The organism is Pandoraea vervacti (assembly GCF_000934605.2).
Taxonomy (GTDB): Bacteria; Pseudomonadota; Gammaproteobacteria; order Burkholderiales; family Burkholderiaceae; genus Pandoraea; species Pandoraea vervacti.
In genome coordinates, this window is sequence record NZ_CP010897.2 from 1,798,737 (window position 1) to 1,823,995 (window position 25,259).

At 62.0% G+C, this 25,259-nt stretch carries 25 protein-coding genes and 1 tRNA gene; 13 read left to right on the forward strand and 13 right to left on the reverse strand.

From position 1 onward, the window contains the following. Positions 1–164: 164 nt before the first annotated feature. The 3 genes from UC34_RS08070 to UC34_RS08080 all read right to left on the reverse strand — a co-directional run bounded on the left by UC34_RS08070 (position 165) and on the right by UC34_RS08080 (position 2,547). Entirely contained in the window at positions 165–1,124 is a 960-nt protein-coding gene (locus tag UC34_RS08070; protein WP_044455134.1) for a glycerophosphodiester phosphodiesterase family protein, read from the reverse strand. 75 nt (positions 1,125–1,199) lie between these two features. Then, positions 1,200–1,958, reverse strand: a complete 759-nt coding sequence (locus UC34_RS08075) for a DeoR/GlpR family DNA-binding transcription regulator (RefSeq protein ID WP_044455135.1) — start codon at positions 1,956–1,958, stop codon at positions 1,200–1,202. A 103-nt stretch (positions 1,959–2,061) separates the two neighbouring features. Further along, positions 2,062–2,547: an Lrp/AsnC family transcriptional regulator gene (locus UC34_RS08080; RefSeq protein WP_044455136.1), complete on the reverse strand. Its 486-nt coding sequence runs from the start codon at positions 2,545–2,547 to the stop codon at positions 2,062–2,064. 158 nt (positions 2,548–2,705) lie between these two features. Here UC34_RS08080 and glmS point away from each other — a divergent pair, with 158 nt between their 5' ends. Continuing rightward, positions 2,706–4,535: a glutamine--fructose-6-phosphate transaminase (isomerizing) gene (glmS, locus tag UC34_RS08085; RefSeq protein WP_044455137.1), complete on the forward strand. Its 1,830-nt coding sequence runs from the start codon at positions 2,706–2,708 to the stop codon at positions 4,533–4,535. Positions 4,536–4,633: 98 nt separating this feature from the next. On the opposite strand, the gene UC34_RS25795 is transcribed toward glmS, so the two are convergent. After that, positions 4,634–4,909 carry a helix-turn-helix domain-containing protein gene (locus UC34_RS25795; protein ID WP_237165273.1) on the reverse strand — a complete coding sequence of 92 codons (276 nt, stop codon included), beginning with the start codon at positions 4,907–4,909 and terminating at the stop codon, positions 4,634–4,636. Beyond that, on the reverse strand, positions 4,906–5,640 hold the full coding sequence (locus UC34_RS08090; RefSeq protein WP_237165274.1) for a DJ-1/PfpI family protein: 735 nt from the start codon (positions 5,638–5,640) through the stop codon (positions 4,906–4,908). Before UC34_RS08090 ends, UC34_RS25795 begins: the two co-directional genes overlap by 4 nt. A gap of 213 nt (positions 5,641–5,853) precedes the next feature. On the opposite strand from UC34_RS08090, the gene UC34_RS08095 reads away from it, so the two are divergent. From UC34_RS08095 to UC34_RS08105, 3 genes are read left to right on the forward strand one after another with little or no spacing between them, the layout of a single operon-like run. Then, positions 5,854–6,573, forward strand: a complete 720-nt coding sequence (locus UC34_RS08095) for an alpha/beta hydrolase (protein WP_237165320.1) — start codon at positions 5,854–5,856, stop codon at positions 6,571–6,573. A 24-nt stretch (positions 6,574–6,597) separates the two neighbouring features. Next, positions 6,598–7,203: an FMN-dependent NADH-azoreductase gene (locus UC34_RS08100; RefSeq protein WP_044455139.1), complete on the forward strand. Its 606-nt coding sequence runs from the start codon at positions 6,598–6,600 to the stop codon at positions 7,201–7,203. A gap of 26 nt (positions 7,204–7,229) precedes the next feature. Further along, positions 7,230–7,538, forward strand: a complete 309-nt coding sequence (locus UC34_RS08105; RefSeq protein WP_044455140.1) for a YciI family protein — start codon at positions 7,230–7,232, stop codon at positions 7,536–7,538. A 124-nt stretch (positions 7,539–7,662) separates the two neighbouring features. Here UC34_RS08105 and UC34_RS08110 read toward each other — a convergent pair whose 3' ends face one another. Next, complete coding sequence (locus UC34_RS08110; protein WP_044455141.1) at positions 7,663–8,547, reverse strand: LysR substrate-binding domain-containing protein; 885 nt, start codon at positions 8,545–8,547, stop codon at positions 7,663–7,665. Positions 8,548–8,693: 146 nt separating this feature from the next. Between UC34_RS08110 and UC34_RS08115 the strand changes: the two genes are divergently transcribed. Both UC34_RS08115 and UC34_RS08125 read left to right on the forward strand, forming a co-directional pair. Beyond that, the gene (locus tag UC34_RS08115; RefSeq protein WP_044455142.1) at positions 8,694–9,230 is read left to right on the forward strand and encodes a lipocalin-like domain-containing protein; all 537 of its coding nucleotides are present in this window, start codon (positions 8,694–8,696) and stop codon (positions 9,228–9,230) included. A 385-nt stretch (positions 9,231–9,615) separates the two neighbouring features. Next, a protein-coding gene (locus UC34_RS08125; RefSeq protein ID WP_167370682.1) for an IS3 family transposase occupies positions 9,616–10,814 on the forward strand; the annotation gives its coding sequence in 2 pieces (ribosomal slippage) (positions 9,616–9,931 and positions 9,931–10,814; 1,200 coding nt in all). Positions 10,815–10,976: 162 nt separating this feature from the next. Here the strand turns inward: UC34_RS08125 and UC34_RS08130 are convergent. The 4 genes from UC34_RS08130 to UC34_RS08145 form a co-directional block, all read right to left on the reverse strand. Next, on the reverse strand, positions 10,977–11,333 hold the full coding sequence (locus UC34_RS08130; protein WP_072617446.1) for an IPT/TIG domain-containing protein: 357 nt from the start codon (positions 11,331–11,333) through the stop codon (positions 10,977–10,979). Between the two features lie 79 nt (positions 11,334–11,412). After that, a complete protein-coding gene (locus UC34_RS08135) occupies positions 11,413–11,751 on the reverse strand; it encodes an IPT/TIG domain-containing protein (RefSeq protein WP_157123080.1) in 339 nt (112 codons plus the stop codon). Between the two features lie 390 nt (positions 11,752–12,141). Then, positions 12,142–13,548, reverse strand: a complete 1,407-nt coding sequence (locus UC34_RS08140) for an MFS transporter (RefSeq protein WP_084070444.1) — start codon at positions 13,546–13,548, stop codon at positions 12,142–12,144. A gap of 6 nt (positions 13,549–13,554) precedes the next feature. Then, positions 13,555–14,208, reverse strand: a complete 654-nt coding sequence (locus UC34_RS08145) for a DsbA family oxidoreductase (RefSeq protein WP_044455144.1) — start codon at positions 14,206–14,208, stop codon at positions 13,555–13,557. A 282-nt stretch (positions 14,209–14,490) separates the two neighbouring features. Here UC34_RS08145 and UC34_RS08155 point away from each other — a divergent pair, with 282 nt between their 5' ends. The 6 genes from UC34_RS08155 (at position 14,491) to UC34_RS08180 (ending at position 21,074) form a co-directional block, all read left to right on the forward strand. Further along, positions 14,491–15,015 (forward strand): cupin domain-containing protein, encoded by a 525-nt coding sequence (locus UC34_RS08155; protein ID WP_044455146.1) that lies wholly within the window; start codon positions 14,491–14,493, stop codon positions 15,013–15,015. Between the two features lie 132 nt (positions 15,016–15,147). Beyond that, positions 15,148–15,774 carry a flavin reductase family protein gene (locus tag UC34_RS08160; protein ID WP_044455147.1) on the forward strand — a complete coding sequence of 209 codons (627 nt, stop codon included), beginning with the start codon at positions 15,148–15,150 and terminating at the stop codon, positions 15,772–15,774. A 377-nt stretch (positions 15,775–16,151) separates the two neighbouring features. After that, a complete protein-coding gene (locus tag UC34_RS08165; protein ID WP_052810946.1) occupies positions 16,152–17,729 on the forward strand; it encodes a complex I subunit 4 family protein in 1,578 nt (525 codons plus the stop codon). 249 nt (positions 17,730–17,978) lie between these two features. Next, the gene (locus UC34_RS08170; protein ID WP_044455148.1) at positions 17,979–19,220 is read left to right on the forward strand and encodes an ABC transporter substrate-binding protein; all 1,242 of its coding nucleotides are present in this window, start codon (positions 17,979–17,981) and stop codon (positions 19,218–19,220) included. A gap of 28 nt (positions 19,221–19,248) precedes the next feature. Then, positions 19,249–20,121 carry a carbohydrate ABC transporter permease gene (locus UC34_RS08175; RefSeq protein ID WP_044455149.1) on the forward strand — a complete coding sequence of 291 codons (873 nt, stop codon included), beginning with the start codon at positions 19,249–19,251 and terminating at the stop codon, positions 20,119–20,121. 68 nt (positions 20,122–20,189) lie between these two features. After that, complete coding sequence (locus tag UC34_RS08180; RefSeq protein ID WP_044457905.1) at positions 20,190–21,074, forward strand: carbohydrate ABC transporter permease; 885 nt, start codon at positions 20,190–20,192, stop codon at positions 21,072–21,074. 3 nt (positions 21,075–21,077) lie between these two features. Here UC34_RS08180 and UC34_RS08185 read toward each other — a convergent pair whose 3' ends face one another. Further along, the gene (locus UC34_RS08185) at positions 21,078–22,130 is read right to left on the reverse strand and encodes a LacI family DNA-binding transcriptional regulator (protein WP_044455150.1); all 1,053 of its coding nucleotides are present in this window, start codon (positions 22,128–22,130) and stop codon (positions 21,078–21,080) included. 138 nt (positions 22,131–22,268) lie between these two features. Between UC34_RS08185 and UC34_RS08190 the strand changes: the two genes are divergently transcribed. Next, positions 22,269–23,192 carry a phosphatidylinositol-specific phospholipase C gene (locus UC34_RS08190; protein WP_237165275.1) on the forward strand — a complete coding sequence of 308 codons (924 nt, stop codon included), beginning with the start codon at positions 22,269–22,271 and terminating at the stop codon, positions 23,190–23,192. 384 nt (positions 23,193–23,576) lie between these two features. Here the strand turns inward: UC34_RS08190 and UC34_RS08195 are convergent. Then, positions 23,577–23,652 (reverse strand) — tRNA-Lys (locus UC34_RS08195). Between the two features lie 106 nt (positions 23,653–23,758). Beyond that, positions 23,759–24,874, reverse strand: a complete 1,116-nt coding sequence (locus UC34_RS08200) for a YeeE/YedE family protein (protein ID WP_044455151.1) — start codon at positions 24,872–24,874, stop codon at positions 23,759–23,761. Between the last annotated feature and the right edge of the window lie 385 nt (positions 24,875–25,259).

Here is a 25,259-nt window from a genome sequence, read left to right on the forward strand (position 1 = left end):
TGTCCCGGGTCGGCGAATCGATTTATAAATTAGGAATACTAAGTACGAAATTTTCGAGTTCCCTCGCAGACGTTTCCATCGACGAGGGAGATCCGACGTGCGCGCCGCCGCTGGGCGTGGGGGGGGAGGTCCCCGAGGCGGCGCTGCGCGTTGCGCTAGTTGCGTTACCTGGCGATGTCCTTGCCTTGCCTGTTCAGCGCGTCGCGCAAGCGTGCGGGCGAATCGGTCATCACCGCGTCGAAGCCCAATTGCGAGGCGGCTTCGAAGTCCTGCGGCGTTTCGATACCGAAGGCGACGAGATGCACGTTGCCGCGCGCTTTGAAGCACTGCACGGCGGCGGGCGTCCACCAGTTGGCGACGACCTTCGAGATGCCTTCGCCCAGCGTGAAACGCTCCACCACTTCGACCTGACGATGGAATTCGATGCCGGCCCACGTGCCCGGCGCCGGCGGGGCGGTGCATTGACCGGCCAGCGCTGCGGCAACGAGTCGGTTGCGTGTGGCGTCGCGCGATTCGAACAACTGGGCTTGCGGGCGGCGCGCACGCATGCGGTCGGTGGCCTCGGCTTCCGTGGAGTAGAGGCGCACGCGCGACCACGCATGCATGTCGTCGAGCACCTTGATGACGGCTTCGACCAGCGGTGCCGCGGGCGTCTGCTTCATGTCGAGCAGCACGGGGACGTCTGCGGGGACAGCGGCGAGCGCCTCCCGCAGCGTGGGGATGGGCAGTGGGTGATCGCGATACGGGTAGACCGTCTGGCCCGCCGTGTCCTTGCGAGCGAAGGCATAGCCGGCGTTGAGCCGCTTCACGTCGGTATAGTCGAGGTCGGCAAGTTTGCCGCGACCGTCGGTCAGTGCGGACAGATCGGCCGGGCGGTACATCACCGGTACGCCGTCGCGCGTGACCTGAACCGTCATCCACAAGGCTTGCGCGCCGTTTTGCAGCGCGTTGGTAAAGGCTTGCACCGTGTTTTCCGGCGTATCGCCTGTCCCGCCGCGATGGGCGACGATGAGCGGGGCAGCGCCGGCCGCGAGCGGCATCACCGCACCGAAAAGACAGGCGGCGACGCTCGCACCGATAGCGGCAACGCGCCAGTTGAACGAACGCAGGGGGATGGATGGCATGGTGGGCGATCTCGTTGCGAGGGCGGGCGTGAACAGGGAGGTGGGCATGCGAAATGAGGCGTGGTGGCGACGGGTTCAGACAACAAGGATTTCCGGCGATGCGATCGGCAGGCGCTGACGCAACGTGTCGGGCAGCGGCGCATCCGTAATCACGAGGTCATGCTCATCCAGCTGGCCGCCGCGCACGCTGGGCTTGCGCGTGAATTTGTAGGCGTCGGCCACAAGCATGCGATACCGGCTGGCCTCACGCAGCGCTTCGCGCGACGCCGCTTCCTCGCGGTCGTAATCGAGCAGCGTGCCGTCGTCGTCGATACCGCCAACGCTGTACACGCCAACGTCGGCGCGATACGCACGAAACAGCCGGTCGGCTTCGTCGCCAAGAATCTCGGGATTGGGCGAGCGCAATTCGCCACCGGGCACGATCACGCGATGTTCGGGATTGCTCGCAAGCACGAGCGCCGCACGCAGGTTGTTTGTGATGACGCACAGGCGTTTGCGATGCACCAGGGCGACAGCGACCTGTTCCGGCGTGGTGCCGATGCCCAGCAGTACGGTCGCGCCATCGGGAATGCGCTCGGCGGCGGCATGCCCGATGCGCAGCTTGCCTTCGAGATTGCGCACCCGGCGCACCTCGTACGGCTGATTCGTGCCAGGGGGCATGAGACGCGCGCCGCCATGATAGCGACGCAGCACGTTCGCGTCGCACAACGTGTTCACGTCGCGGCGAATCGTTTGCGTCGCTACGCCGAAATGGTCGGCGAGGGCGTCAACGCTCATTTCCCCATGCTGGCGAAAGAGCGCGACGATGCGGGTCTGACGTTCGGAAAGGTCCATCGGGCGGTCGGGCGTTGCGCATTCGTTCTGGAATGGGCGCCACTTTGACACCCGAGAATGACATTCAAATGACGATGTCGGATGTTCAAATGAACATTTTCATTCAGCGAGACGCTTTCGCATGAACCGGCGCATTCGCTTCGAACTTGGCGCAACGAGTCGAAAAGAACGTGCGTACGTTGCGAATGTTGGCGGCGCTCTTGAACAGGCGCCGCGCCAGTTCGTCGTAGGCGGCCATGTCAGGGACCTCGGCAATGACCACGAAGTCCGGCCCCGGCGAGACGCGGTAGCACTGCGTCACGGCGGGTTCTTCGCAGATGTAGGCTTCGAAGGCGTCGTAATCCTCGGCGGCCTGCCTGTCCAGGCTCACTTCGACGATGGCGCGCAGCGTCGGGCCGAGCTTCGCGGCGTCGATGATGGCGATCTGGCGGGCAATGATCCCGGCCTCTCTGAGTACGCGTACGCGTCGCAAGCATGTCGGCGCAGACGCATGGACGCGTCGCGACAATTCCAGATTCGAAATGGAGGCGTCGGTCTGAAGTACGCCGAGGATACGCAGGTCAAGATCGTCGAGGGTGAGACTCGCCATGTCGGATTCCCGTTGTAAGTTGCGCGTGAAATTTAATTTCACTAGAAGACGATGGTGAATTTTAATTTCATATCGATGTATATATTGAAGATTAATTTCAATCCACCGACTCTACCATCGCTTCACTGGCTGGCAACGAATCCTTCTGGAGAAGCGTTATGTGTGGAATCATCGGCGCGGTGGCGCAACGGGACATCGTGCCCAATCTGGTCGACGGGCTGAAGCGCCTTGAGTATCGCGGGTATGACTCGTGCGGCGTTGCGCTGTATCGGGACCGCAATCTGGTCCGGGCGCGCAGCGTCGAGCGCGTGGCGAATCTGCAGCAGGAGGTGGCGCGGCTCGGGCTTGCGGGTTACACGGGCATTGCGCACACGCGCTGGGCGACGCATGGCAAGCCGATTACCGACAACGCCCATCCTCACTTCTCGCCGAACGCGCAGACGCCGCGCATCGCGCTGTCGCATAACGGCATCATCGAGAACCACGAGGCATTGCGCGCCATGCTGGTGACGCAGGGCTACACGTTCGCGAGCCAGACGGACAGCGAAGTCATCGCGCATCTGATCGATCATCTTTACGACGGCGATTTGTTCGAGGCGGTCAGGGCGGCCACGGCGCAATTGCTTGGGAGTTACGCGATCGCCGTGATCTGCCGTGACGAACCGCATCGGCTCGTGGGTGCGCGCGACGGCATGCCGCTGATTGTCGGCGTCGGCGACGGCGAGAACTTTCTGGCCTCCGATGCCATTGCGCTCGCGAACGTTACCGATCGCATCGTGTATCTGGAGAACGGCGACGTGGCGGATGTTCAGCTGCATCGTTACTGGGTGGTGAATGCGCAGGGTCATCGTGTCGAGCGCGCCGTGAATCAGGTGGCGGCGCACAGCGGTGCGGCGGATCTCGGACCGTATCGTTATTACATGCAGAAGGAGATTTTCGAGCAACCGCGCGCGGTGGCGGACACGTTGCTCGACGTCACCTCGATCATGCCGGAGTTGTTCGGCGATAACGCCTGGCGTGTGTTCAACGCGGTGGATTCGGTGCTGTTGCTGGCTTGCGGCGGGAGCTATCACGCGGCGTTGACGGCGAAGTACTGGATCGAGAGTCTCGCGCAGGTGCCGGTGAGTGTGGAGATTGCGAGCGAGTATCGCTATCGCGACAGTGTGCCGAACGCGAGGACGCTGGTCGTCGCCGTCTCACAGAGCGGCGAGACGGCGGACGTGCTGGGCGCCGTTCACGTGGCGAAGCAACGGGGGATGTTGCATACGCTGGCGATTTGCAACGTGGCGACGAGTGCGCTGGCGCGCGAATGCGCATTGACGTTTTTCACGCGGGCGGGGGTGGAGATCGGCGTGGCCTCGACCAAGGCGTTCACGACGCAATTGGTGTCGCTGTTCATTCTGGCGTTGACGTTGGCGCAAACCCGCAATCGTCTGTCCGAGGCGGATGAGCCGGCGCATCTCAAGGCGTTGCGTCATCTGCCCGATGCGATCGCCAAGGTGCTTGCACTGGAGCCGCAGATCATCGGCTGGGCGGAGCAGTTGACGCGCCGGCAGGACATCCTTTTTCTCGGGCGGGGGCTGCATTATCCGGTGGCGATGGAAGGCGCGCTGAAGATGAAAGAGATTTCGTACATCCACGCAGAAGCGTATCCGGCCGGCGAGCTCAAGCACGGACCGCTGGCGTTGGTGAGCGATGAGATGCCGGTGGTGGCGGTGGCGCCCAACGACAAATTGCTGGAGAAGCTGAAATCGAACATGCACGAAGTGAGCGCGCGCAACGGCAAGCTCTACGTCTTTGCGGATAGCGATTGCGGGCTATCGCCGGGACCCGATATCGAGGTGATCCGCCTGACCGAACACTACGGTCTGCTCTCGCCGATTCTGCACACCATCCCGATGCAACTGCTCGCGTATCACGCCGCAGTGGCACGGGGCACCGATGTGGACAAGCCAAGGAATCTGGCGAAGTCGGTGACGGTGGAGTGAGAGGCGGCAAACGGGCGGGAGGCTTTTGCTTTGCTCAGAAGAAGCACAACGCATTCCGGTAGCAGTACGCTGTGCCGGGCCGTTAGCAAGTTCACCTGTCAGTGCTGGCGGCTTTGCATTTTGCGGCGGTAATCCTGAGGGGGAAGGCCCATGGCTTGTATGAAGGCCCGCCGGAAAGCGGTTTCATCTCCATAACCGCACTGACTGGCCACCTGCTTTATGCTGATGCCCGGTGTACCCAATAACACGCAGGCCGTTTCGATACGGACTCGGGTCATAAAGGCTTTGGGTGACTCACCCGTCAGTTGCTTCAGGCGGCGGTGTAAGGTGCGCTCACTCAGGTGCAATGCCTGGGCCAAGGCTTGCGCGGTCATGCCGGATGCGCATGGCGAATGATTTGCTCTGCCTGCAACAGCAGGGGGTTGGCCGTGTTGACGAAGCCACGTGGAACATAAAGCAATTGTGGCAGAGGCTGGCTGTCAGCCACGGAAATGTCTGCCGCCAGCTTGGCAAGCGCCGGGCCAGCCAGTCGCCGGATGACATGCAAGGCCAGATCGACCCAGGAAAGCGGCCCTCCGGTGGTAATGATGCCGTCCTGCTCTTCCAGGGCACTGCCCCACACATGGAAGGCGGCAGGAAAGCGCTGCTTGAACACATGGTGTAACCACCACGTGGTGGTGCAACGGCGCCGGTCGAGCAAGCCAGCTTGGCCCAGCACAAAGGTGCCGGCACAGGCGCCGCCAATCAGCACGCCAGCGTGGTGGCGGGATGACAGCCAGTGGGCTGCCTGTGCGTGCGCTTCGGTATGCGGGGGCGCGCCGTCAGGTCCCAGCGCCATGCCGGCAATCAGGATGGCGTCGTAGGCTGTGTCGGCATCAAATGCGGCGTCAACCGGAATCCATCGCCCTTGCGGGTCGCGCAGCGGCTGGCCATCAGTACTGACAATACGGGTGTGAAACAGCGGCCCGGGACTGCCAGCCAGCGCGGTCACCACCCCCGGCGGCGGGTTGCGACTCGCCTGATTACAGATCCAGAACATGTCAGCCAGACCACTGATGGCGGACGACAAACTGCCCTCCAGTGCCACGATTGCGATCTGCATCATCTTCCCCTTGTTTGTTTGGCGAATTTTGCATGAACAATGTCTGATTCGCCATCTTATTGGCCAGCATTCGTCCGGCTACACTGCATGACATTGATCAGCTGGACCGGGAAAATGTCACAAGCCAATGATTCAAAAGGTCTTTTAGGAAAGAATGCCGGTGCGCGGAAGCTTCGCGCCTGGAAGCAACAACTACTGATCCTCGCCGGTCTGCTGATGGCACTGACAAGCACGCCAGGCCAGGCTGCGCCCGCCATCCGCAACATCGTGCTGGTGCATGGTGCATTCGTCGATGGTTCCAGTTGGGCGCAAGTCATCGGCAGGCTGCAGCGTCTGGGTTATCACGTTACTGCCGTGCAAAACCCGCTGACTTCATTGGCTGATGATGTGGCCGCGACCGAAAGGGTGTTGCAACGGCAAAGTGGTGACGTGCTGCTGGTAGGCCACTCCTGGGCCGGAGCCGTCATCACTCAGGCGGGCAATGCCGCCAACGTGAAAGGCTTGGTCTATCTGTCGGCCCTGGCGCCGGATAGCGACGAATCGGTCGGTGACTTGCTGACCCGCCTGCATGCCCCCATGGACGGATTGAAGGCAGACGAGCATGGAATGCTCTGGCTGGACCAACCCGCACAGTTTCGCCAGGTGATGGCCGCAGATATCTCCCTCAAGCAGGCACGGCTGTTAGCCGCCGTACAGCAACCCATTGCCATCGCCAGCTTTGGCGGCAAAGTCGGCCATGCCGCATGGCATGACAAACCCAGCTGGTATGTGAATACCACGCGTGACCAGGCGTTGCGGCCGGAGGTGCAACTGCGCATGGCCAGCCAGATCGGTGCCACCGTCTACTCCGTGTCATCCAGTCATCTATCCATGATGTCTCACCCTGCCACTATCGCCAGTCTGCTTGATCGGGCAGCCAAGGCAGCCAGCCGCTAACGACTCACCCATCAGGGAATTGCCATGAACATTTTGCATATTGATGCCAGCATTCTTTGCGAACAGTCCATCACTCGTGACTTGGCTGCTTCTGTTGTGCAGCAGCTGCAAGCCACACACCCTGAAACTCGCCTTGTCTACCGCGATGTGGTGCAGCAGGAAATTCGCCATCTGACCGGTGCCATCGCCGCCGGATTCCGGCCCACCGGCGTGACTGCATTTGACGAAGTCACGCTGCAGGAACACCAAGTATCGGAATTGCTACTGGAGGAATTCATGGCCAGCGACGTCATTGTCGTGGCGGCTCCCATGTACAACTTTTCCGTCCCCACCCAGCTCAAGGCATGGCTGGATCGCCTGGCCCAGGCCGGACGAACGTTCCAGTACACCGAGCGTGGCCCCGTTGGACTGGCCGGTGGCAAGCGCGTAATCGTTGCCTCGGCTCGTGGCGGCTTCTATGCCGAAGGCCCGCTGGCGCACATGGACTTTCAGGAGCGCTATCTGCGCGCATTCTTCGGCTTCCTGGGTATCGAGGATGTGCATTTCGTCCGCGCGGAGGGGGCTTCGAGGGGCGCTGAAATCCGTCAGGCAGGCATTGCCAAGGCCAAAAGCGCCATTGCCAGCCTGTAAATCACCTCAATTCGCGCGGAGCAAGCATGCTATTTGCCATCACCCTTAACTATCTGCGCCCGGGGCAGGAAGTCCGGGCACAACTCGAAGGCCACAAGACATGGTTGGTCGACAATATCCGGCAAGGCCGCATCCTGATTGCCGGCCCGCTGCTTGACGGCACGGGTGGGTTCATCCTCGCACATGGCGAGCAAGAAGCGGACATACAACAGATGGTTGCAACTGACCCCTTTGCCGTCCACCAACTGGCTGGCTTCAGCATTCATGCCATCACGCCGGCAATCCGTGCCGAAGGTTTCCCCCAAATGTGGGCCGAGCAAGCCAAGGTGATTTAACGCAGAGACTGCCGGAGGCAGTGCAAGCCATGGTGCAGCGGCGTCGTCAGGAGAGCAGAAGCGCACCGGCGGCAGTATGACAAAACGCCGCGTCGCGCGACGTTTCAGGCACCTCTCACAGCCTTCAGGTCGCGAGGTTTGCCAAAGCGTTCTCTGTCACGACTTGCTTGAGACGGGCCAGCGCGGGTGTCATGTCCTGATGCCCCGCATGCAAGCAGAGTTCGACTGCCGGCAGCGCAGGAAGACCATCCCTCTCACCGAGCGGTTTGAGCGTCGACGGCAGTCCGGTGGCCGTTCTGAGCGTGATGCCGAGCCCTGCGGCAACCCCTGACCACAAACTCTGAAGGCTCGCCGTGGTATAGGCGACGCGCCACGAAATACCCGCGTTGTCGAGCGCTGCCAAGCCAGCGCGTCGGAAAAAGCATGGCGCGTCGTAAAGCGCCAGATCGAGTGGCTCACCCGGCTCACCCGGCCGCATCGCGCCATGCGTGTGCGCCGGACCGATCCACGTCATGGGCAGTGTGGCGACCGGTTCGGCCTCGGCGCGCGTCTCGTAGCCCATTGCCAGGACCATGTCGAGTTCGCCCCGGTCGAGCCGTTCAAGTAGTGCACCGTTTCGCTCAACCGCAACTTCCACGCGAACACCCGGATGTGTCCTCTTGAACTGCCCCAACGCGGCAGGCAACCACGTTTCCGCAAAATCGCCCGGCAAGCCGAAGCGCACCACGCCTTCGACCGACGTCGCGCGCACCGACCGGACTGCTTCGTCGTTCAGATCGAGAATGCGATGCGCATACGAGACGACTTTTTCTCCGGCATCGGTGAGCGCGAGGCCGCGTCCTTTGCGCCGGAACAGGGGCATCCCGACCTGTGCTTCGAGCTTTCGCATTTGCTGGCTGACAGCGGATTGCGACCGCCCGATCCGCTCCGCGGCCCGATTCAGGCTGCCGAGCTTCTGCGTCGCAATCAAGGTGCGCAGCGCATCCATGTCGAGATTGGGTCGCATCATTGTGCAGAATCTCTGAACTGAGAGTGCTGAATTATCGCATCCACTGAAGTTTCGTGCGGGTAGCATCGACGCGTGAAATGAAGCGTCACCGGTGCGCGGCAACGGTTGTCGCGCTGTGCCAACCCAAACGGAGAAGGAAACGAGGCATGAAGGCTCAGACGATGTGCCAATGGAGCGCGATCGGCGCGATGCTTGTGGCGTATGGACTGACGGCGAACGCCGCGCAAGCGGACGCGAAGACGGACCAACGTGCGCTGATAGGGACATGGACGTTGGTCGCGGCAGACGTTCAACGCCCCGACGGTTCGCGCGCACGCGACTACGGCGCCGACCCGAAGGGGAGGCTCGTGATCGACGCGCAAGGTCATTACTCGCTGCAAATCTTCAAATCGGAGCGAGTGAAATTTATCTCGGGGGATAAGGCCGTTGCGTCTGCGGAGGAATACAAGGCGGCCGTCATGGGTTCCAGCACGCACTTCGGCACGCTGAAGGTCGACTCGGCGGCCGGCACGTTGAGCTTCCATATTCAGAGCGCGTCATTTCCGAATTGGGAAGGGCAGGTGCAGAAGCGCAATTACGAATTGAACGGCGACGTGTTGAGCTATCGCGTGACACCACGTCCGAACGGGGATGTGCCGATCTCGATCTGGCAGCGGGTGAGCGATAGCGATCTCGGCGATTGATGAAAACGACGTTAAAGGTTGGGTAGGGTAAGTCGGCTAACTATGCGACCGACCTGTCGTAGACAGGCAGGCATGTTTCGCCAACTTAGACGTCCTCTTCAACCGTCACGTTCAGCTGTGCCAATCCCGGAGTGGGGAATGCCGAGTACGTGCCGGTAATTTTTGTATCGCTAACGATCGTGAAACTTTGAGCGGGAATTCTTTGACCTGTTGCAAATAGCAGAAAATAGACGGCAACGGTGTTGGAGAGTCCCGTTCCAGTCACTGTAAATTGCCCCCCATTGCGGCTGCTGGAGCGGCCCCACGTATCTGAGGACACGAGGACTCTCTTAAAATAAGGGATAGTCTTGTGCCTATCAGTAAGCCTAGTCATTACGTGGAAAGCATCGAAATTCTGACCGAGCCGGAGCGCCGTCGTCGGCGCACGGCGCAGGAAAAAATCGCCATCGTGCAGGAAACATTGGAGCCGGGAGCGTCGGTGTCGGCCGTTGCACGTCGGCACGGCGTCAATGCCAACCAGGTGTTCGGCTGGCGCAAGCAATACCAGGAAGGCAGTCTGGCGGCGGTGAAGGCGGGTGAAACCGTTGTACCGGCATCTGAGCTAGCCGCCGCCATCAAGGAAATCAAGGAGTTGCAACGGCTACTCGGGAAGAAGACGTTGGAGGTCGAAATCCTGAAAGAAGCCGTGGAATGGGGCCGGTCAAAAAACCTGATTGCGCGCTCGCCCTTGCTGCCGGGGGACGACCGATGAAGACGGTCTGCGAAGTTCTCGGCGTGGCGCGCTCTGCCGTGGCGGTCAAGCGAGCTCGCTCGTCCGACTGGCGCGATGGTCGCCGTGCCCGCGTGACCAACGATGCCGGGCTGGTCGAGGAGATTCAGGCCCATGTGGCGCACCTTCCTACCTATGGCTACCGGCGTGTCTGGGCGCTGCTGCGCCGCAGTCGGGAGCAGAGCGGTGCGCCGTGCATCAACGTCAAGCGCGTGTATCGGGTCATGCGGGAGCATCAGTTGCTGCTGCGCCGCCCCGGCGTGCGGCAAGACAAGCGGCGGCATGACGGTCGCGTTGCCGTGGAGCGCAGCAACACCCGCTGGTGCTCCGATGGCTTCGAGTTCCGGTGCGACGATGGTACGCCGCTGCGCGTGACGTTTGCGTTGGACTGCTGCGACCGCGAGGCGATTAGCTGGGCCGCAACGACCGGCGGGCATAGCGGTGATGTGGTGCGAGACGTGATGCTGGCCGCCGTCGAACAGCGCTTCGGCACCACGCAGGCCGCGCACCCCATCGAATGGCTGACGGACAACGGCTCGGCCTACATCGACTACCGCACGCGCAGCTTCGCTCGCGAACTGGGTCTTGAGCCGCTGACCACGCCGGTCCGTTCGCCGCAGAGCAATGGCATGGCCGAATCGTTCGTGAAGACCATGAAGCACGATTACGTCGCCTATATGGACAAGCCTGACGCACCAACAGCGCTCTCGCGTCTGGCAATCGCGTTTGAACACTACAATGAGCGCCACCCGCACAAAGCCTTGAAATACCGCTCGCCTCGCGAGTTCAGGCGTAATGCGGTGTCATCAACCTAACAGTGTCCGCCTGTCCTGAGTTACAGGGGCAACTCCAGCTGCTTGTATTCCCAACATCGATTTTGGTAATGGTCGCCATGACGAGTCTCGCTTGTATTGGAAGCACCGAGGAGTCAGCGAGCGAGATTAAGACTCGCAAATTTTTTCCACAGATCTATCCATCTAAAAAACAGGTCCGACATGGAATTGATTGACGAAAGCGATTTGGTTTTGCAGGTGGACTTCCCACGGATCGACGATGGGGGAGTCATCAGCTGTACGGGTTTGACTCACGGCAGCAGTCGCATCTCGTCTTACTCTCAATACGACGACTACTCCACCGGGCGCCGAAAGTGCGGGAAAGACGCCGGTGATTTTGGTGTCACTGACGATCGTGAACGTCTTGGCCGGATTTCTCTTGTTCGCTGCGTCGATGAAGTGCACTTGTGCCACTTCAGATAGCCCAGTGCCGGAAATGGTGAACGCACTCCCGCCCGTCATGCTGAAGCTTCCAAGCTCGATATTGGTTATGGATACCATCGTAGACCCCCCACAAGAATGAGACGTTGAACCCAGAGTTTCGTCAGGTTGGGTATTGAGAAGTGAGTGGGGGTGCCCTCTACTGCTTCGGCCTCTCGGACGGCAACCCAAAAACAAAAAACTCATTCGCGTATTCGTACGAGTTGTCGAGGATGCCGGAGCTTGTGGAGGCGGTGGGCGTCGCGTGCTCACCGACACTTAACGTGACACTTGCCTTGCCCGAACTCGAGAATGGCGGAAAGATACCGGTGACCTTTGTATCGCTCACGACAGTGAAACTGGCCGCATGGATTTTCTTGCCAGCCGCGTCGACGAAGTAGACCTGCACGGTTTTCGCCAGTCCAGTTCCCGTCATCGTAAACGGGGTGCCACCTGCGCGATCGACGTCCCCGCCAGTGAAATTCGTAATGGTCGCCATGATCTGCCTCTTACGGTATCCGGAGGTGGGCGCAAGCGCCACTTCTATCCAAGGGGGGCGACGGGCGGCGCACGCACGTCTGCCGTCAATCAGGTTCTCAGGTTAAACCGATGTTCAGACTTTGTTGAACTGACCCAGATCCCGTCGCCTAGGGCGGTAAAGTGCTCGCCAATTGGGGCATGCGTTCCCTCGGCTTCCGCTGCTACCGGGCCGGGCGGTGGCCGCCGAAAACGGTGCCGGGCGAACAGCGCAACGGACTAGGTCCCGGACGATTCTCACTTTAGGTGATGACGATGCGTTCGGTACCTGTCAACCCTGACAGGTCCACCTCCCCAAACGACAAAGCCCCGCACTCGGCGGGGCTTTGCATTTCAGCTCGGTGAAGCGCAATCAATGCGGGCGCTTGCCCACCAACCGCATTCCGCTCGCAACACATCCCGCCGCAGAAAACACGGCGCCCCACGCCAGTGCCCACGTCGAGCCGTGCGTGCCGAATAGGCCGAGTGCGAGTGCGACCAGCGCGGCACCTGTCGCCTGTCCCAGCAGACGCGATGTGCCCACCATCCCGCTCGCGCCGCCACTGCGCTCCGGCGGCGCACTGTGCATGAAAGCCTTCAGGTTCGGCGACTGGAAGAAGCCGAAGCCCAGACCGCACAACGCCATGCGCCAGCCGATATCCCACAACTGCGCCTGCTCCGGCATGATCGCCAGCAAGGCCATCCCAGCGCTGAGCATTGCCAATCCAATCGCGCCCAATGCGCCCGGCGGATACCTGTCGGACAGGCGTCCCGCGAGCGGGGCAATCGCGGCGACGAAGAACGGCCACGGTGTCATCAAGAAACCGGTCTCGATCGGACTGCGATGCAGTACGTTCTCGAAGTAGAACGGCAACGACACCAACCCCAACCCCTGCGTCGCAAACGCACAGATCGCCGTCAGCGTCGACAAGGCAAACGCCGGTAAGCGCAGCAGATCCACCGGCAGCATCGGCGCACGATGGCCGCGCTCACGTCGGATCAATGCCCATCCGAAGACGAGGGCGCCGACGAAGCAGGCGAGCGTCAGATGCCAGTCGGCCTGTTGCGCACTCTGGCTCAGCGCGAAGATCAGCAGCGAGAACGTCAGCACGTTGAGCAGCGCGGCGATCATGTCCGGCTTGTGCTCGCTGCGCGGCGTATCCGGCAGATTGCGACGCGAGAACGCCAGCGCCAGCAGCCCGGTCGGCACGTTGATGAGGAACAGCCAGGGCCAGCTCGCAAACGCAAGCACCAGTGACGCCACCGTCGGGCCGATGGCAAACGAGATGCCGACGATCAGCGCATTGAGGCCGACACCACGCCCCAATTGCGCGGCCGGGTACAGGAAACGAATGAGCGCAATGTTGACGCTCATCACCGCCGCCGCGCCCACCCCCTGCAGCACGCGCGCGCCGGCGAGAAAGCCCAGCGAAGGGGAGAGCGCACACAGCAGCGATGCGACGAGAAACAGCGCCACGCCCCACATGAAAACGCGTTTGTGTCCGACACGCTCGCCCAGCGAGGCAAACGGCAGCAAGGTGGCGACCATCGCCAACTGATAGGCATTGACGATCCAGACGGACGCCGACGGCGTCGTTTTCAGGTCGAGCGCCATTTGCGGCAGGGCCGTATTGGCGATGGCGGTATCGAGACTGGCCAGCGAGACGGCGAGGAGAATCGCCGTCATCGCGAGGCCGCGTCCGGAGGCGGGCGGTTCGTGCAATTGCGCCGCAGGGGCGCTCACCGTCGAATGCTCGGCGGTCGGGGGCAACGACGACATGACGGCTCAGCCCTCGGCCAGAATCTGACGAATGGCTTGCTCGAAGACGTCGGGCGGCTGGCCGCCACTCACCAGATGACGGTTGTTGAAGATGATGGCAGGCACGGAACTGATGCCCAGGTTCTGATAATGACGCTCAAGCGCACGGACTTGCTCCGCGTATTCGTTCGTCGACAGGATCTCGCGCGCACGTGCGGCGTCAAGGCCGGCCTGTTGCGCAGCGTCGACCAGCACTTCCGGATCGCTCGTACGCTTGCCCTCGACGAAGTAAGCGCGAAACAGCGCTTCCTTGAGCGCGAGTTGCTTGTCGTTGCCGAGCGTCTGCGCCCAGTGCAGCAGGCGGTGCGCATCGAACGTGTTGTAAGCATGCGTGCGCAGATCCATGCGCATAGGAAAACCTTCTGCGGCGGCGCGCGCGCTGATGTTCGCCTGATTCTGGGCCAGTTGCTCCGGCGACAGACCATACTTGCGCGACATGTAGTCGGCAAGCGGCACGCCCTGCGCCGGCATGTCGGGGTTCAGTTCGAAGGGGCTGAAGTGCAGGTTGGCGTCGACCTCGTTACCCAGACGGGCAAGTGCCGTCTTCAACGAGGCAAGGCCGATGGCGCACCACGGGCAGGCGACATCCGAAACAAAGTCAATCTTGAGAGTGGCAGACATGATCCGACGGCGCCAACAACGGCGCGTGCAATGAAAAACGCGTCGCCTGGCGCGACGCAATACGGCAATCGTCGCACAAATCGAAAAATCTCGCCGATGCGCGCCGCGTTTGTGCGCGTGGCCTGGCGCGATGCGCCGTTTGGGGAGCTGGGACGGGGGCGATTTGTTTGCGATGTGTTTTATCTGTCGGAATATTCGTTCTGTCAGGCGAATCAGGCGGCGTTCGCCTTCGTTACGATAACGACATGCGATATCGTGTGAAGACTTTCCAAGGAGTCCGTTATGTCCACAGCTGCATCCTCCGCAGCCGAGCTCGTCGCTGCGCTTGGCCTGTTGCCGCACCCCGAAGGAGGACATTATCGCGAGACGTACCGCGCCTCGGATACGATCGCCGTCCAGGCGTTACCCAGCGGATTCTCCGGCGCTCGCAATGTCTCGACGGCGATTCTCTATCTGCTCGAAGCAGGTGATTTTTCTGCGTTCCATCGCATTCGCAGCGACGAAGTCTGGCATTTTCATCTGGGCGGCACGTTATTGATTCATGAGATCGATATGTCTGGCAAACAAATCACCACGCGCCTCGGTCATGATGTTGCGAGCGGCGAGCAACTCCAGCATGTCGTGCCGGCCGGGCATTGGTTTGCCGCGCAACCCGCGCCGTCGACGCGTTACGCGCTGGTCGGGTGTACCGTAGCGCCGGGCTTTGCCTTCGAGGATTTCGAAATGGCCGACCCGGCGGCGCTGGGCGTGCAATGGCCGATGCATCGCGACCTGATCGAACGCCTGGGCCGCAGCGCATCGGCCTGACCTTGCGCTTGAAGTCCGCGACGGGAAGGCGCAAGCTGTTATCGGAGATCGGGGAAAAATGGACGGCAAACGCAAATCATCAGAGTGCGATAGCATCGACGCAATACCGCACTCCATCGCTTATCCACTCCCATGTCCCAATCCGACGACGTTCATTTCTACGATCCGGCCAAAGGCCACGGCTTGTCGCACGACCCGTTCAAGGCAATTGTCGCGCCGCGCGTGATCGGCTGGATTTCCAGCTGCGATGCGCAAGGCCGCGCCAATCTCGCGCCCTACAGCTTCTTCGGGGCGTTTGCCACTTTCCCGCCGATCATCGGGTTTTGCAGCGAAGGCTACAAGGACTCTTTATCCAACATCGAAGCCACGCGCGAGTTCGTCTGGAATCTGACGAGCAAGACCCTCGTCGCACAGATGAATCAATCGTCGGCGTCTGTGCCGCACGAGGTCGACGAATTCGAGCTCGCCGGGCTGACCAAGGCGCCCGGCGTCAATGTAGACGTGCCGCATGTGGCCGAGTCGCCCGCGTCGCTCGAATGCAAGCTGCTGCAAGTGGTGCGCATGCACGACCTCGATGGCAAACCCATGAACAACTGGCTGACGTTGGGGCAGGTGGTCGGCGTGCATATTCGTCGCGAGTTCCTGAACGACGATGGCCTCTTCGACACCGCCCGCGCGCACCCGGTCATGCGCGCCGGGTATCTCGGCGACTATGCCGAGATCGGTCCGATGTTCGATCTGCGCCGTCCCAAGGTCTGAGCGACGTTTCAATTCCGACGCTCTCGCGGTAACGCGCGGCGGTTCATCGCGCGTTCTCAGTGCTTGCTGCGTTCGCACGCTCCCCGTGTCCCGGCTTTACCGCGCAAGGCCGCCTGCGACACGCCAAACGCCGACCGGCCAGTCGGACAACGCACTCGCAATCATTTGTAAAATTTGCTGCGATGCAAAATACATTTGACGCGCGTATGCTTGCCACCTTCGTTGGCGCCTCTGCGCCCGGCGTCCCCTCTGCAGGCATTGATATGCCTTGTTTTTCGCGTTTCGCGTCATGTGAGGCGCGAGGGGTAAGTTCGTCCGTGGCCGCGTCGACATAGCGCAATTGCGCTCGTTTTTGTTGCGGCACACCAGGACCCTTCATGTTCCCCATCCTGTCCCTCCTGATCTGGCTTCCCATCGTCGCCGGCGCGCTCGTCATGCTGCTCGGCCGTGATCGTCACCCCAATACCGTGCGTTGGGCATCGCTTGTCGCTGCCGTGATGTCGGCCGCGCCGATCGTGCCGCTCGTGCGTGGATTCCAGACCAGCGTCTCGCATTTGCAGTTCGTGGAGCGCTTTCGCTGGATCGACGCGTTCGACGCATCGTGGCATGTGGGCATCGACGGCATTTCGCTGTGGCTCGTCGCTCTGACCGGCGTGACCACGATCATCGTCGTACTCGCTTCATGGCGTGCCGTGACCACGCGCACGAGCGCGTACTTCGGCAGCTTTCTGGTGCTCTCCGGTCTGATGCAGGGCGTGTTTACCGCGCAGGACGGTATGTTGTTCTTCGTCTTCTTCGAAGCGACGTTGTTGCCGCTTTACCTGCTGATCGGCGTGTATGGGCGGGCCAACAAGACCCGCGCGGCGGTGAAGTTCTTCTTTTTTTCACTGACCGGTTCGCTGATGATGCTCGTCTCGATGCTGTATCTCTACATGCAGACGCAGAGTTTCGACATGGCGCGCTGGCAGGCGCTGCATTTGCCGCTCGCCGTGCAGGTCATGCTCTTCATCGGATTCCTTGCCGCGTTCTCGGTCAAGGTGCCGATGTGGCCGGTGCACACATGGCTGCCCGAAGTGCATCTCGACGGCCCGACCGGCGCGGCCGTCATGCTCGGCATGCTCAAGCTCGGTGGCTACGGATTGCTGCGCTTCAATTTGCCGCTGCTGCCCGACGCCAGTCACTTCCTTGCGCCGCTGATGGTGGTGCTGTCGCTCGTCGCCGTGATTTACGCGAGTCTGGTGGCCCTGGTGCAGACCGATCTGCGCAAACTGCTGGCCTATTCCGCCGTGGCGCACATGGGACTGGTGACGCTCGGCCTGTTTCTCTTTTCGGAGATGGGCACCGACGGCGCGGTCATGCAGATGATCTCCTACGGCATCGTGTCGGGCGCCATGCTGCTGTGCACCGGCATGTTGTACGACCGCACCGGCAGCGCGTCGATCGACGGATATGGCGGGGTGGCGAGCACCATGCCGCGCTTCGCCGCGTTCACCATGCTGTTTTCGATGGCGAATGTCGGCATGCCGGGCACGTCCGGTTTCGTGGGCGAGTTTCTGGTGCTGATGGGCGCCATCAAGGCCAACTTCTGGATCGGTGCGCTGGCCTCGCTCACGCTCGTGCTAAGCGCGGCCTATACCCTGTGGATGTACAAGCGCGTGATCTTCGGTCGCGTGGGCAATGAACGTGTGGCCTCGCTCAACGATTTGAGCCGTCGTGAGTTCGCCTTGCTGGGGGCGATGGCGGTCATGGTGCTCGGTATCGGCCTCGATCCAAAGCCATTGACCGATGGCATCGACGCGACCGCTATCCAGGTCGTGCAGGACATCGAGAACCACCGGTTGCCTGCGGGCGACCCGGGCAGTGCGGAGGTGGCCGGGCGACGGCACACCGACCCTCACGCCGACACTGCGGGCCATGCGACAGCGACGGTGAAGGGCGTGCGCCCGGATGCCTGACGCGTTGACGTTGAGCGCAGACATGGACGCGGGCGCCACAGGGCGCCCCGGCGTTCCCCTGATGGTCCACGTTCGGTTCGCTGTTGGTCCGCTCTTGTTCATTTGGCAGCGCCTGGCTTGCTGCCACAATTCTTTAACGATCCCTCGCCAGAATGTCGACATGCCATGCAACTGGCCAGTTTCTGTGCCAGATTTGCACACGTGTGCAAATCGCGGTCCGCCGATGTCGTCAACCCGCTGAGAGATCGTATGAAACCATTCACCCGCCTGCGCGCTGCGTGCGTCGCTGCGTCTGTGGGGCTGTTCGTTGCGGCGGCAGGCGCGAGTGCGGCCGATCTGGTGATCGCCGGGCGCGACGACATATACGGCAAGGGCCTCACCGACGCTGTCGCGGGCTTCAGGAAGCAGCATCCCGATGCCGACATCGAGTTGCTCAAGCTGCCCAATGCCAATCTTTATCAGAAGCTGAAGCTGTCGATGCGCGAAGGTACCGGCGCTTACGACCTCGTGATGATGGACGACACCTGGTCGCCGGAATTCATGGCGAATGGCTGGCTCAAGCCGCTGCCGACGACACTGGTCGATGCCGATATGGTGGCGTCCACCGTGGCGCTGGGGCGCGCGCCGAACGGCAATCTGTACGCGTTGCCGGTCGTCGGCAACGTCGAAATGTTCGCCTACCGTCGCGACCTGCTCGCCAAGTACAAACTGCAAGCCCCGCGCACCTGGGACGACGTGTTGAAGATCGCGCAGGCGACCAGCGCCGATCCAGCCGTGTCCGGCGTCGTGTTCCGTGGCACGAAGGGCAATCCGGTCGTGACGGGCTTTCTGCCGATTCTGTGGGCCTACGGCGGTGACGTGATCGACACGAACGGGAAGGTCGCGATCGATTCGCCGCAGGCGCTCGCCGCATTGAAGGTGTTCGTCTCGCTCAAGGCCCATGCGCCCAGAGACGTTGCCGTGTACGGTGCGGCCGAGGTGCGCGATGCGCTGCAAAAGGGCGCCGCTGCGCAGGCCATCGAAGTGTGGCCGGCATGGGTGCCCGCGCTAGACGATCCGAAGCAGTCGCGCGTTGTCGGCGACGTCGCTTTGCAGGCGCCGCCCGGACAAGTGAAGGGATCGGCGCCCATGCTCGGCATCTGGCAGATGGCCATCCCGAAGGACGCCCGGCACGCTGCGCTGGCCCACGCGTTCCTCGCGTACCTGAGCTCGCATGAGACGCAGACGCGTCTGGCCGCGATGGGCATTCCTCCCACCCGCAAGAGCGTGTTCGAAGACCCCGCGCTGGTGAAGCAGTTCCGTTGGTACCCGGATCAATTGAAGGCGCTCGAAGCGGGCCGCGCACGTCCGCGGGTCAAGAACTGGGAGCAGATCGAAAGCCTGCTGGGCGATTCGCTGCAACTGGCGCTCATCGGACAACTCACGCCGGAGGTGGCGCTGCGACAGGCGTCGCAGAAAATCGCACCGGTGATTGCCACCGCGGCCAACTGATCACGCCACACGGACATTTGACGATTCCATGAGCGCTGTGCGTCGCGGGTTGCCCTTGGTCTGGCTCGTTGGACCGGCGTTCGCCGTGATTGCCGTGCTGGCGTTGTATCCGGTGCTGCAAGTGCTGGTCGATTCGTTCTTTCATGTCGACTACGCTTCCGGGCGCCGGGTATTCGCGGGCCTGAGGAATTATCGGGCGGTACTCGCCGACGACAACTTTTCGGCGAGCTTCTTCAATACGGTGCACTTCACCGTTGTCGCATCGATATGCGAGGTGGCGCTCGGCGGTGCGTTGGCGCTGTTGTTCTCGCGGGTGTTTCGCGGGCGGCGCTTCGTCATGCCGTTGCTGATCCTGCCGATGATGCTCTCGACGCTCGTGTGCTCGGCCATCTGGCGCAACTGGCTGAATTTCGGCGGGTTCCTGAACGCATGGCTCGCGAAGTTCGGCATGCCCGGCGTGCCATGGCTCTCGGATCCGGGCATGGCGATCTGGTCGCTCATTCTCGTGGACGTCTGGCAATGGACACCGATGGCGTTTCTCATCGTTCTCGCGGGCATTCAGTCCATCGATTCCGAGTTGTACGAGGCGGCGCGCACCGACGGCGCGAACGAGTGGCAACGTCTGCGCGACATCACGCTGCCGTTGCTCGTGCCGCAGTTCGTACTCGCGTTGCTGTTGCGCTCGATCGACACGTTTAAGCTCTTCGACAAGGTCTATGCGCTCACTGGCGGTGGTCCGGGGAATGCCACGCAGACGTTGTCGACCTATGTCTATGACACAGGCTTTCGTTTTTTCAGTGTGGGACCGGCCGGTGCGGCTTCGGTGTTGATGTTGCTCGTGGCGTCGGTACTGGTGTCGGTCAACGTGTGGATGTCGATTCGTCAGCCGAGGGCGCGATGAACGGTATGACCGATCGTATGACGAACGCCGTTCCTTCCACCGCTTCCACCGCTTCCGCCGCTTCGGGGATGGGTGCGAATCCTGCAACTGCGCACCCCTCGCAGGCTAGGCAGACGGGCGCGCCCGCGTTTCGCGCGTCGAGACAGCACGCGGCGCTCTGGGCGTTGCGTATGGCTGCGCTGATCCTGATGCTCCTGCCGTGTGTCTGGATGGTCGGCGCGGCGTTCATGCCGACGCTGGAGCGGCTCGAACGTCCCCTCGCCCTGTGGCCGCACGCGCCGACGTTGCAGCACTTCCAGGTGGTATGGGAGAGCGGCATCGGTCGTCAGATGCTCAACTCGCTGCTCGTGAGCGTCGGCACGACGTTGCTTTCGCTCACGCTGGCGTTTCCGGCGGCATATGCGCTGGTGCGCCTGCGGTTTCCGGGGCGTCTCGACATCGTGTTTCTGATGCTCGTGCTCGCCGTTAAGCTGATGCCGCCGATTACCGTGGCCGTGCCGCTGTTTTCGTTGGCGAAAACACTGCACCTGCTCGATTCCGAAGTCGGCCTCATGCTGGTGTATCAGGTGTACACATTGCCGCTCGCCATCTGGATGCTGCTCTCGTTCGTGCGGGAGATTCCGGTGGATTACGACGAGGCCGCCTGTATCGATGGCGCTGGACTCGTCCAGCGACTCGTTCACATCATGCTGCCGCTATGCGCGCCCGGGCTGGTAGCCACGGCGATTTTCGTGCTGATCGCCGCCTGGAACGAATTTCTGCTCGCCTTGTTGTTTGTCTCGTCGCCGAGCCGCTTTACGTTGCCGCTTGCCGTGGCAGGTTACGTGACGGAGAACGGCATCGACTGGGGCGATCTGATGAGCGTGGGGGTGATGGCGTCGCTGCCCACGCTCGCGCTCGCCGGATACGTGCAGCGGTATTTGCTGCATGGCTTTTCCGGCGGACTCAAATGATCGTCAGGGGAGTCGGTTCGCTGGCGTGAGGCCGCAGCTATGGCGTACCACGCGGGCGACCGGCACGACGCGGGTGCGGGACGCACCGGAATAGGCGTTCCTCCGCTCGATGAGCATGTCGGTCGCGGCGTCGGCCAGCGCATGAGTATCTTGCGCGATGGTGCTGAGCTGGTAGTTCTCGTAGCTCGCCGCAGGAATGTCGTCGAAGCCGACGATACGCACGTCTTCCGGCACGCGCATCGCGAAGTGTCGGCGAGCCGTATCGATGAAGCCGAGCGCCAGCAGGTCGGACGAACAGAAGACGCCGTCGGGCCGCGAGGCCTGCGAGAGCAGGGCGTGCGCGGCCGCTACGCCGCACTCGTAGGTGTCGCCGGTCGTGCCGTGCGTGTCGACGCGGTGTACGCGATGCGGGTCGGCGTTGGCAATGTGCCGGGTCGCGCGCAGGAAGCCGGCGCAACGCGCCTTGCCGTTGTAGCTCGGCCGCGTCGGCCCGACGAAAGCCAGACGGGTAGCGCCGGCGTCGATCAGCATGTGCGCCGCGAGGCTGGCGCCTGCGGCGTTGTCGCTCACGGCGACATCGGCGCCCGGCAGATTCGATGCGCGGTTGATCATCACTACCGGGATTTCGCCTTCGAGGTATTGGCGCGCGAGGCCGAGTGGGGGGGACGCGGAGGTCATGACGACGCCGCCGATCCGGTAGCTCAGCAGCATGTCCAGCGATTGCCGGATCTGCACCGGATCGTCGGCATTCACCACGATGGGGGTGAGCTTGTGGCGTCCGAGCGCGGCAATAATGTGTGCGAGGAGCTTCGCACGGAACGGGTTTTCGAACCCGGCGGTGACGACCCCGACCATGCTGCTGCGTTGCATGATCATCTCGCGCGCGATCAGGTTGACCTGATAGCCGAGCGAGCGGGCAGCTTCCATAACGCGCTCCCGGGTCTCGGGGGCGATGCTGGCCGTGGGCGAGAAAGCGCGCGATACGGCGGAGCGCGAGACGCCCGCGTGACGAGCGACATCGGCGGCGGTGACCCAGGACGTTTGTTTCTTCGGCATGGCGTGGCGAGTAAGGAGACGCAAAGCTTGCTTCGCGCAGCGTGCCCGAAGAAAAGGGCAGGAAGATGACGACGAAACGAGAGGCAACGGTAACACGTACGATGCCGGTCGCCAGACGGCGCCGGGGAATGATTTCTCATGAACCTGATGCCTATTGAGTCGACCGGCGCGGGCATGGCCGGCTGGATGACAACGCTGCCCGACGATATCGCGCTCAATCGTCTGACGTTGCCCGGCAGTCACGATACCTGCGCTTATACCGTGGACGACGCACTCGTCAAAACACAAGGGGCGAGCCTTGCCGTCCAATTGGCGCGCGGTGTGCGGGCGCTCGACATTCGCTGCCGTCACGAAGACGATGCGTTTCACATCAACCATCAGCGCGTTGCATTGGGGTTGAGGTTCGACGATGTCGTCGCGACGTGCGCGGCGTTCTTCGCGCGGCACCCCGGCGAGTGCATCGTCATGTCGATCAAGGACGAATGTGGCGATCGGCACTGCTCGCGCAGTTTCGCGCAGACCTTTGCCGCTTACGTCGAGCGCTACGCCGCGCACGTGCGATGGTATCTGGGCGACACGATTCCTATGCTTGGCGACGTGCGGGGGCGCATTGTGGTGCTGCGGCGCTTTGCTCGTTCGCACACGGCCAGCGAAGCGCTGGGCATCGATCTCACGGCGTGGCCGGATAACGCAACGTTCGATATCGACGCGCCCGGGGCTTCGTTCACGATTCAGGACGAGTACCGCGTGCCGATCGAGCGCGCCATCGACTACAAATTTCGCCGCATCGACGCATTGCTCGGGCAGACGGCGCGCCTTGCGGCGCAACGCTGGGTGCTCAATTTTTGCAGCGGCACCGGCATGGGCGCGAATCCCTTTCGCGTCGCGTGCGGCGGCGCACGCGACGATCAGCGCGGAATCAACGCCATGCTGCTCGCGCGGTTGGCTGCATATTCGGGGCCGTGCGGCACGTTGATGCACGATTTTTGCGAACACGCCGATTGGGCGCTCGTTCGGGAACTGGTCGCGCGCAATGCTTGGCTGGCAGCGCGAGTCATCTAACGATGACGCCCCGAGTGCGCAGTGCAGTATGGCAACCAAAGGCGCGAAGCAAGCCGTCAAATATCAGGCCGACTACATCTTCTGGAAGGCGTCTTGAGAGCATCTGACGCCAAAGGCCATTCTCGGACAACGTAGAACGCAGTCGATCTTCGACGGTATGTCAGACATGCCGTCGAGCAATTCCGAGAGGCGCCCGTGCACGAAACGACGAACGAGTTTTGGCGCCTGCGATGCGCGTGTCAAGAACTGCATTCCCACAACGAAGGGCTGGAATGATTGGGGCCGCAACTATAGGCCGCGTGCCGAGATCACCAATGGCTCATGGAAATCCCGCCCCGAAAAAACGAAAAGGGGTTGCGATTTCTCGCAACCCCTTCTGTATTCTGGTAGGCCGTGCAGGATTCGAACCTGCGACCAACGGATTAAAAGTCCGCTGCTCTACCAACTGAGCTAACGACCCAACGAAGAAAAAGATTATAGCGTCGGGGTCGTTATAGTGTCAATACTTCTGGGACGCAGATGTGTCCGATTAGCGGGCTTTTCTCGCGGTTGTGCGCAATTCGTGCTCAAACGCTGCGCTCAATGCGCCACATCTGATACTTGAATGCGCAGATGCCGCCCACGAGAATTGCGCCGATCGCCACGAACGAACCGAGCGCCAGCGTCGATACGCCCGACAAGCCCTGGCCTACGGTGCAGCCCAGCGCCGTCACGCCGCCGAACCCCATCAACACACCGCCCACCATGTGATTGGCCGTGTCCTCGGTTCCCTGAAAGCCTTCCCAGCGAAAATTGCGTGATACCAGCGCATAGACGAACGATCCCGCGATCACGCCCAGCACGCTGGAGATGCCCAGCGTGATGACGTTGCTCGTGTCGCTCCACATCATCAGCCAGTAAAGCGTGTAAGCCAGCGGCGAGACGAACGACAGGGCTTCCATCTTCCCGGAGTTCGTCGCCACGAAACTCTCTTCGAGCGTGTTCGGATTTTCAGCCACGTAGCCGACGTTGCCCGACACGTACCACAGCGCCACGATGATCGCGCCCACGACGAGCCCGCCGAGCCAATTGTCGAACGTCCAGAATTCACGACGGGCGACGGCGGCAATCACAAAGGCGCCGCCGATCACCACACCGAGGATGAGTTGTGCACGATGCACGTCGCCGCCGAACACGCCGCCAAGCAACGTCGGCAGATCCTGTGACGTCGCAAACGTCGTTTGCACGCTGTCGAGCGCCGCGACGCGCAATACGGCGAACAGACCCTTGAGCGTCATGTAAGCCGACACGCCGATCATCACGAACACGAGCAACGATTTCAGGTTGCCGCCGCCGATGCGCACCAGCGTCTTGCTGCCGCAACCGGAAGCGAGCACCATGCCCACGCCGAAGCACCACCCCCCAACGAGATAGGACAGCCACGTAAAGCGCGGCGTCGTATAAATCGCCTTGACCGGGTCGATGATGCCTTGCGACGCCATCACGCCGGTGCCGATCGTGGCGACGCCGATGGCGAGCCACCACATGCGCATGCGATTCCAGTCGCCGATATTGACGATGTCCGAGAGCGCGCCCATCGTGCAGAAGTGGGTGCGTTGAAGCACGGCCCCGAACACGAAGGCCAGTCCGAAGGTGAGCCACACGACAGTGTGGGAGAGGGCGGTGAGATCGACGTCGGTCATGAGGCGAGAGGACGATAGCGGCCGTGCCCGGCCGTTCGATACATGGATGCGGGCCACGGGGCGCGGCCGGCTTTGTTGTTATCAGACATGTCGCACAGCCAGGTGCGCGTACCTGTCGCGGACACGGTCGTCATGACGTGGCAGTGCCATGATGGCCCGCCCGCATCCCCTGAGACGCCGCGCCTCGAACGTTTGGAAAGTCCGTATTCTACTTGAGGTCTCGCGCGTGTCCGGCAAAGCCGACGCAATTGGAGGGCGAAACAGGGCAGGGAGGATGTCGGGAGGGCCGGGAGGATGGATGAGGGCTGAAGATGCTGAAAACGACAACGCCGCCCAAAGGCGGCGTCGTACGCATGACGAGAGACCGGAGCGGGAGATCGGTTCG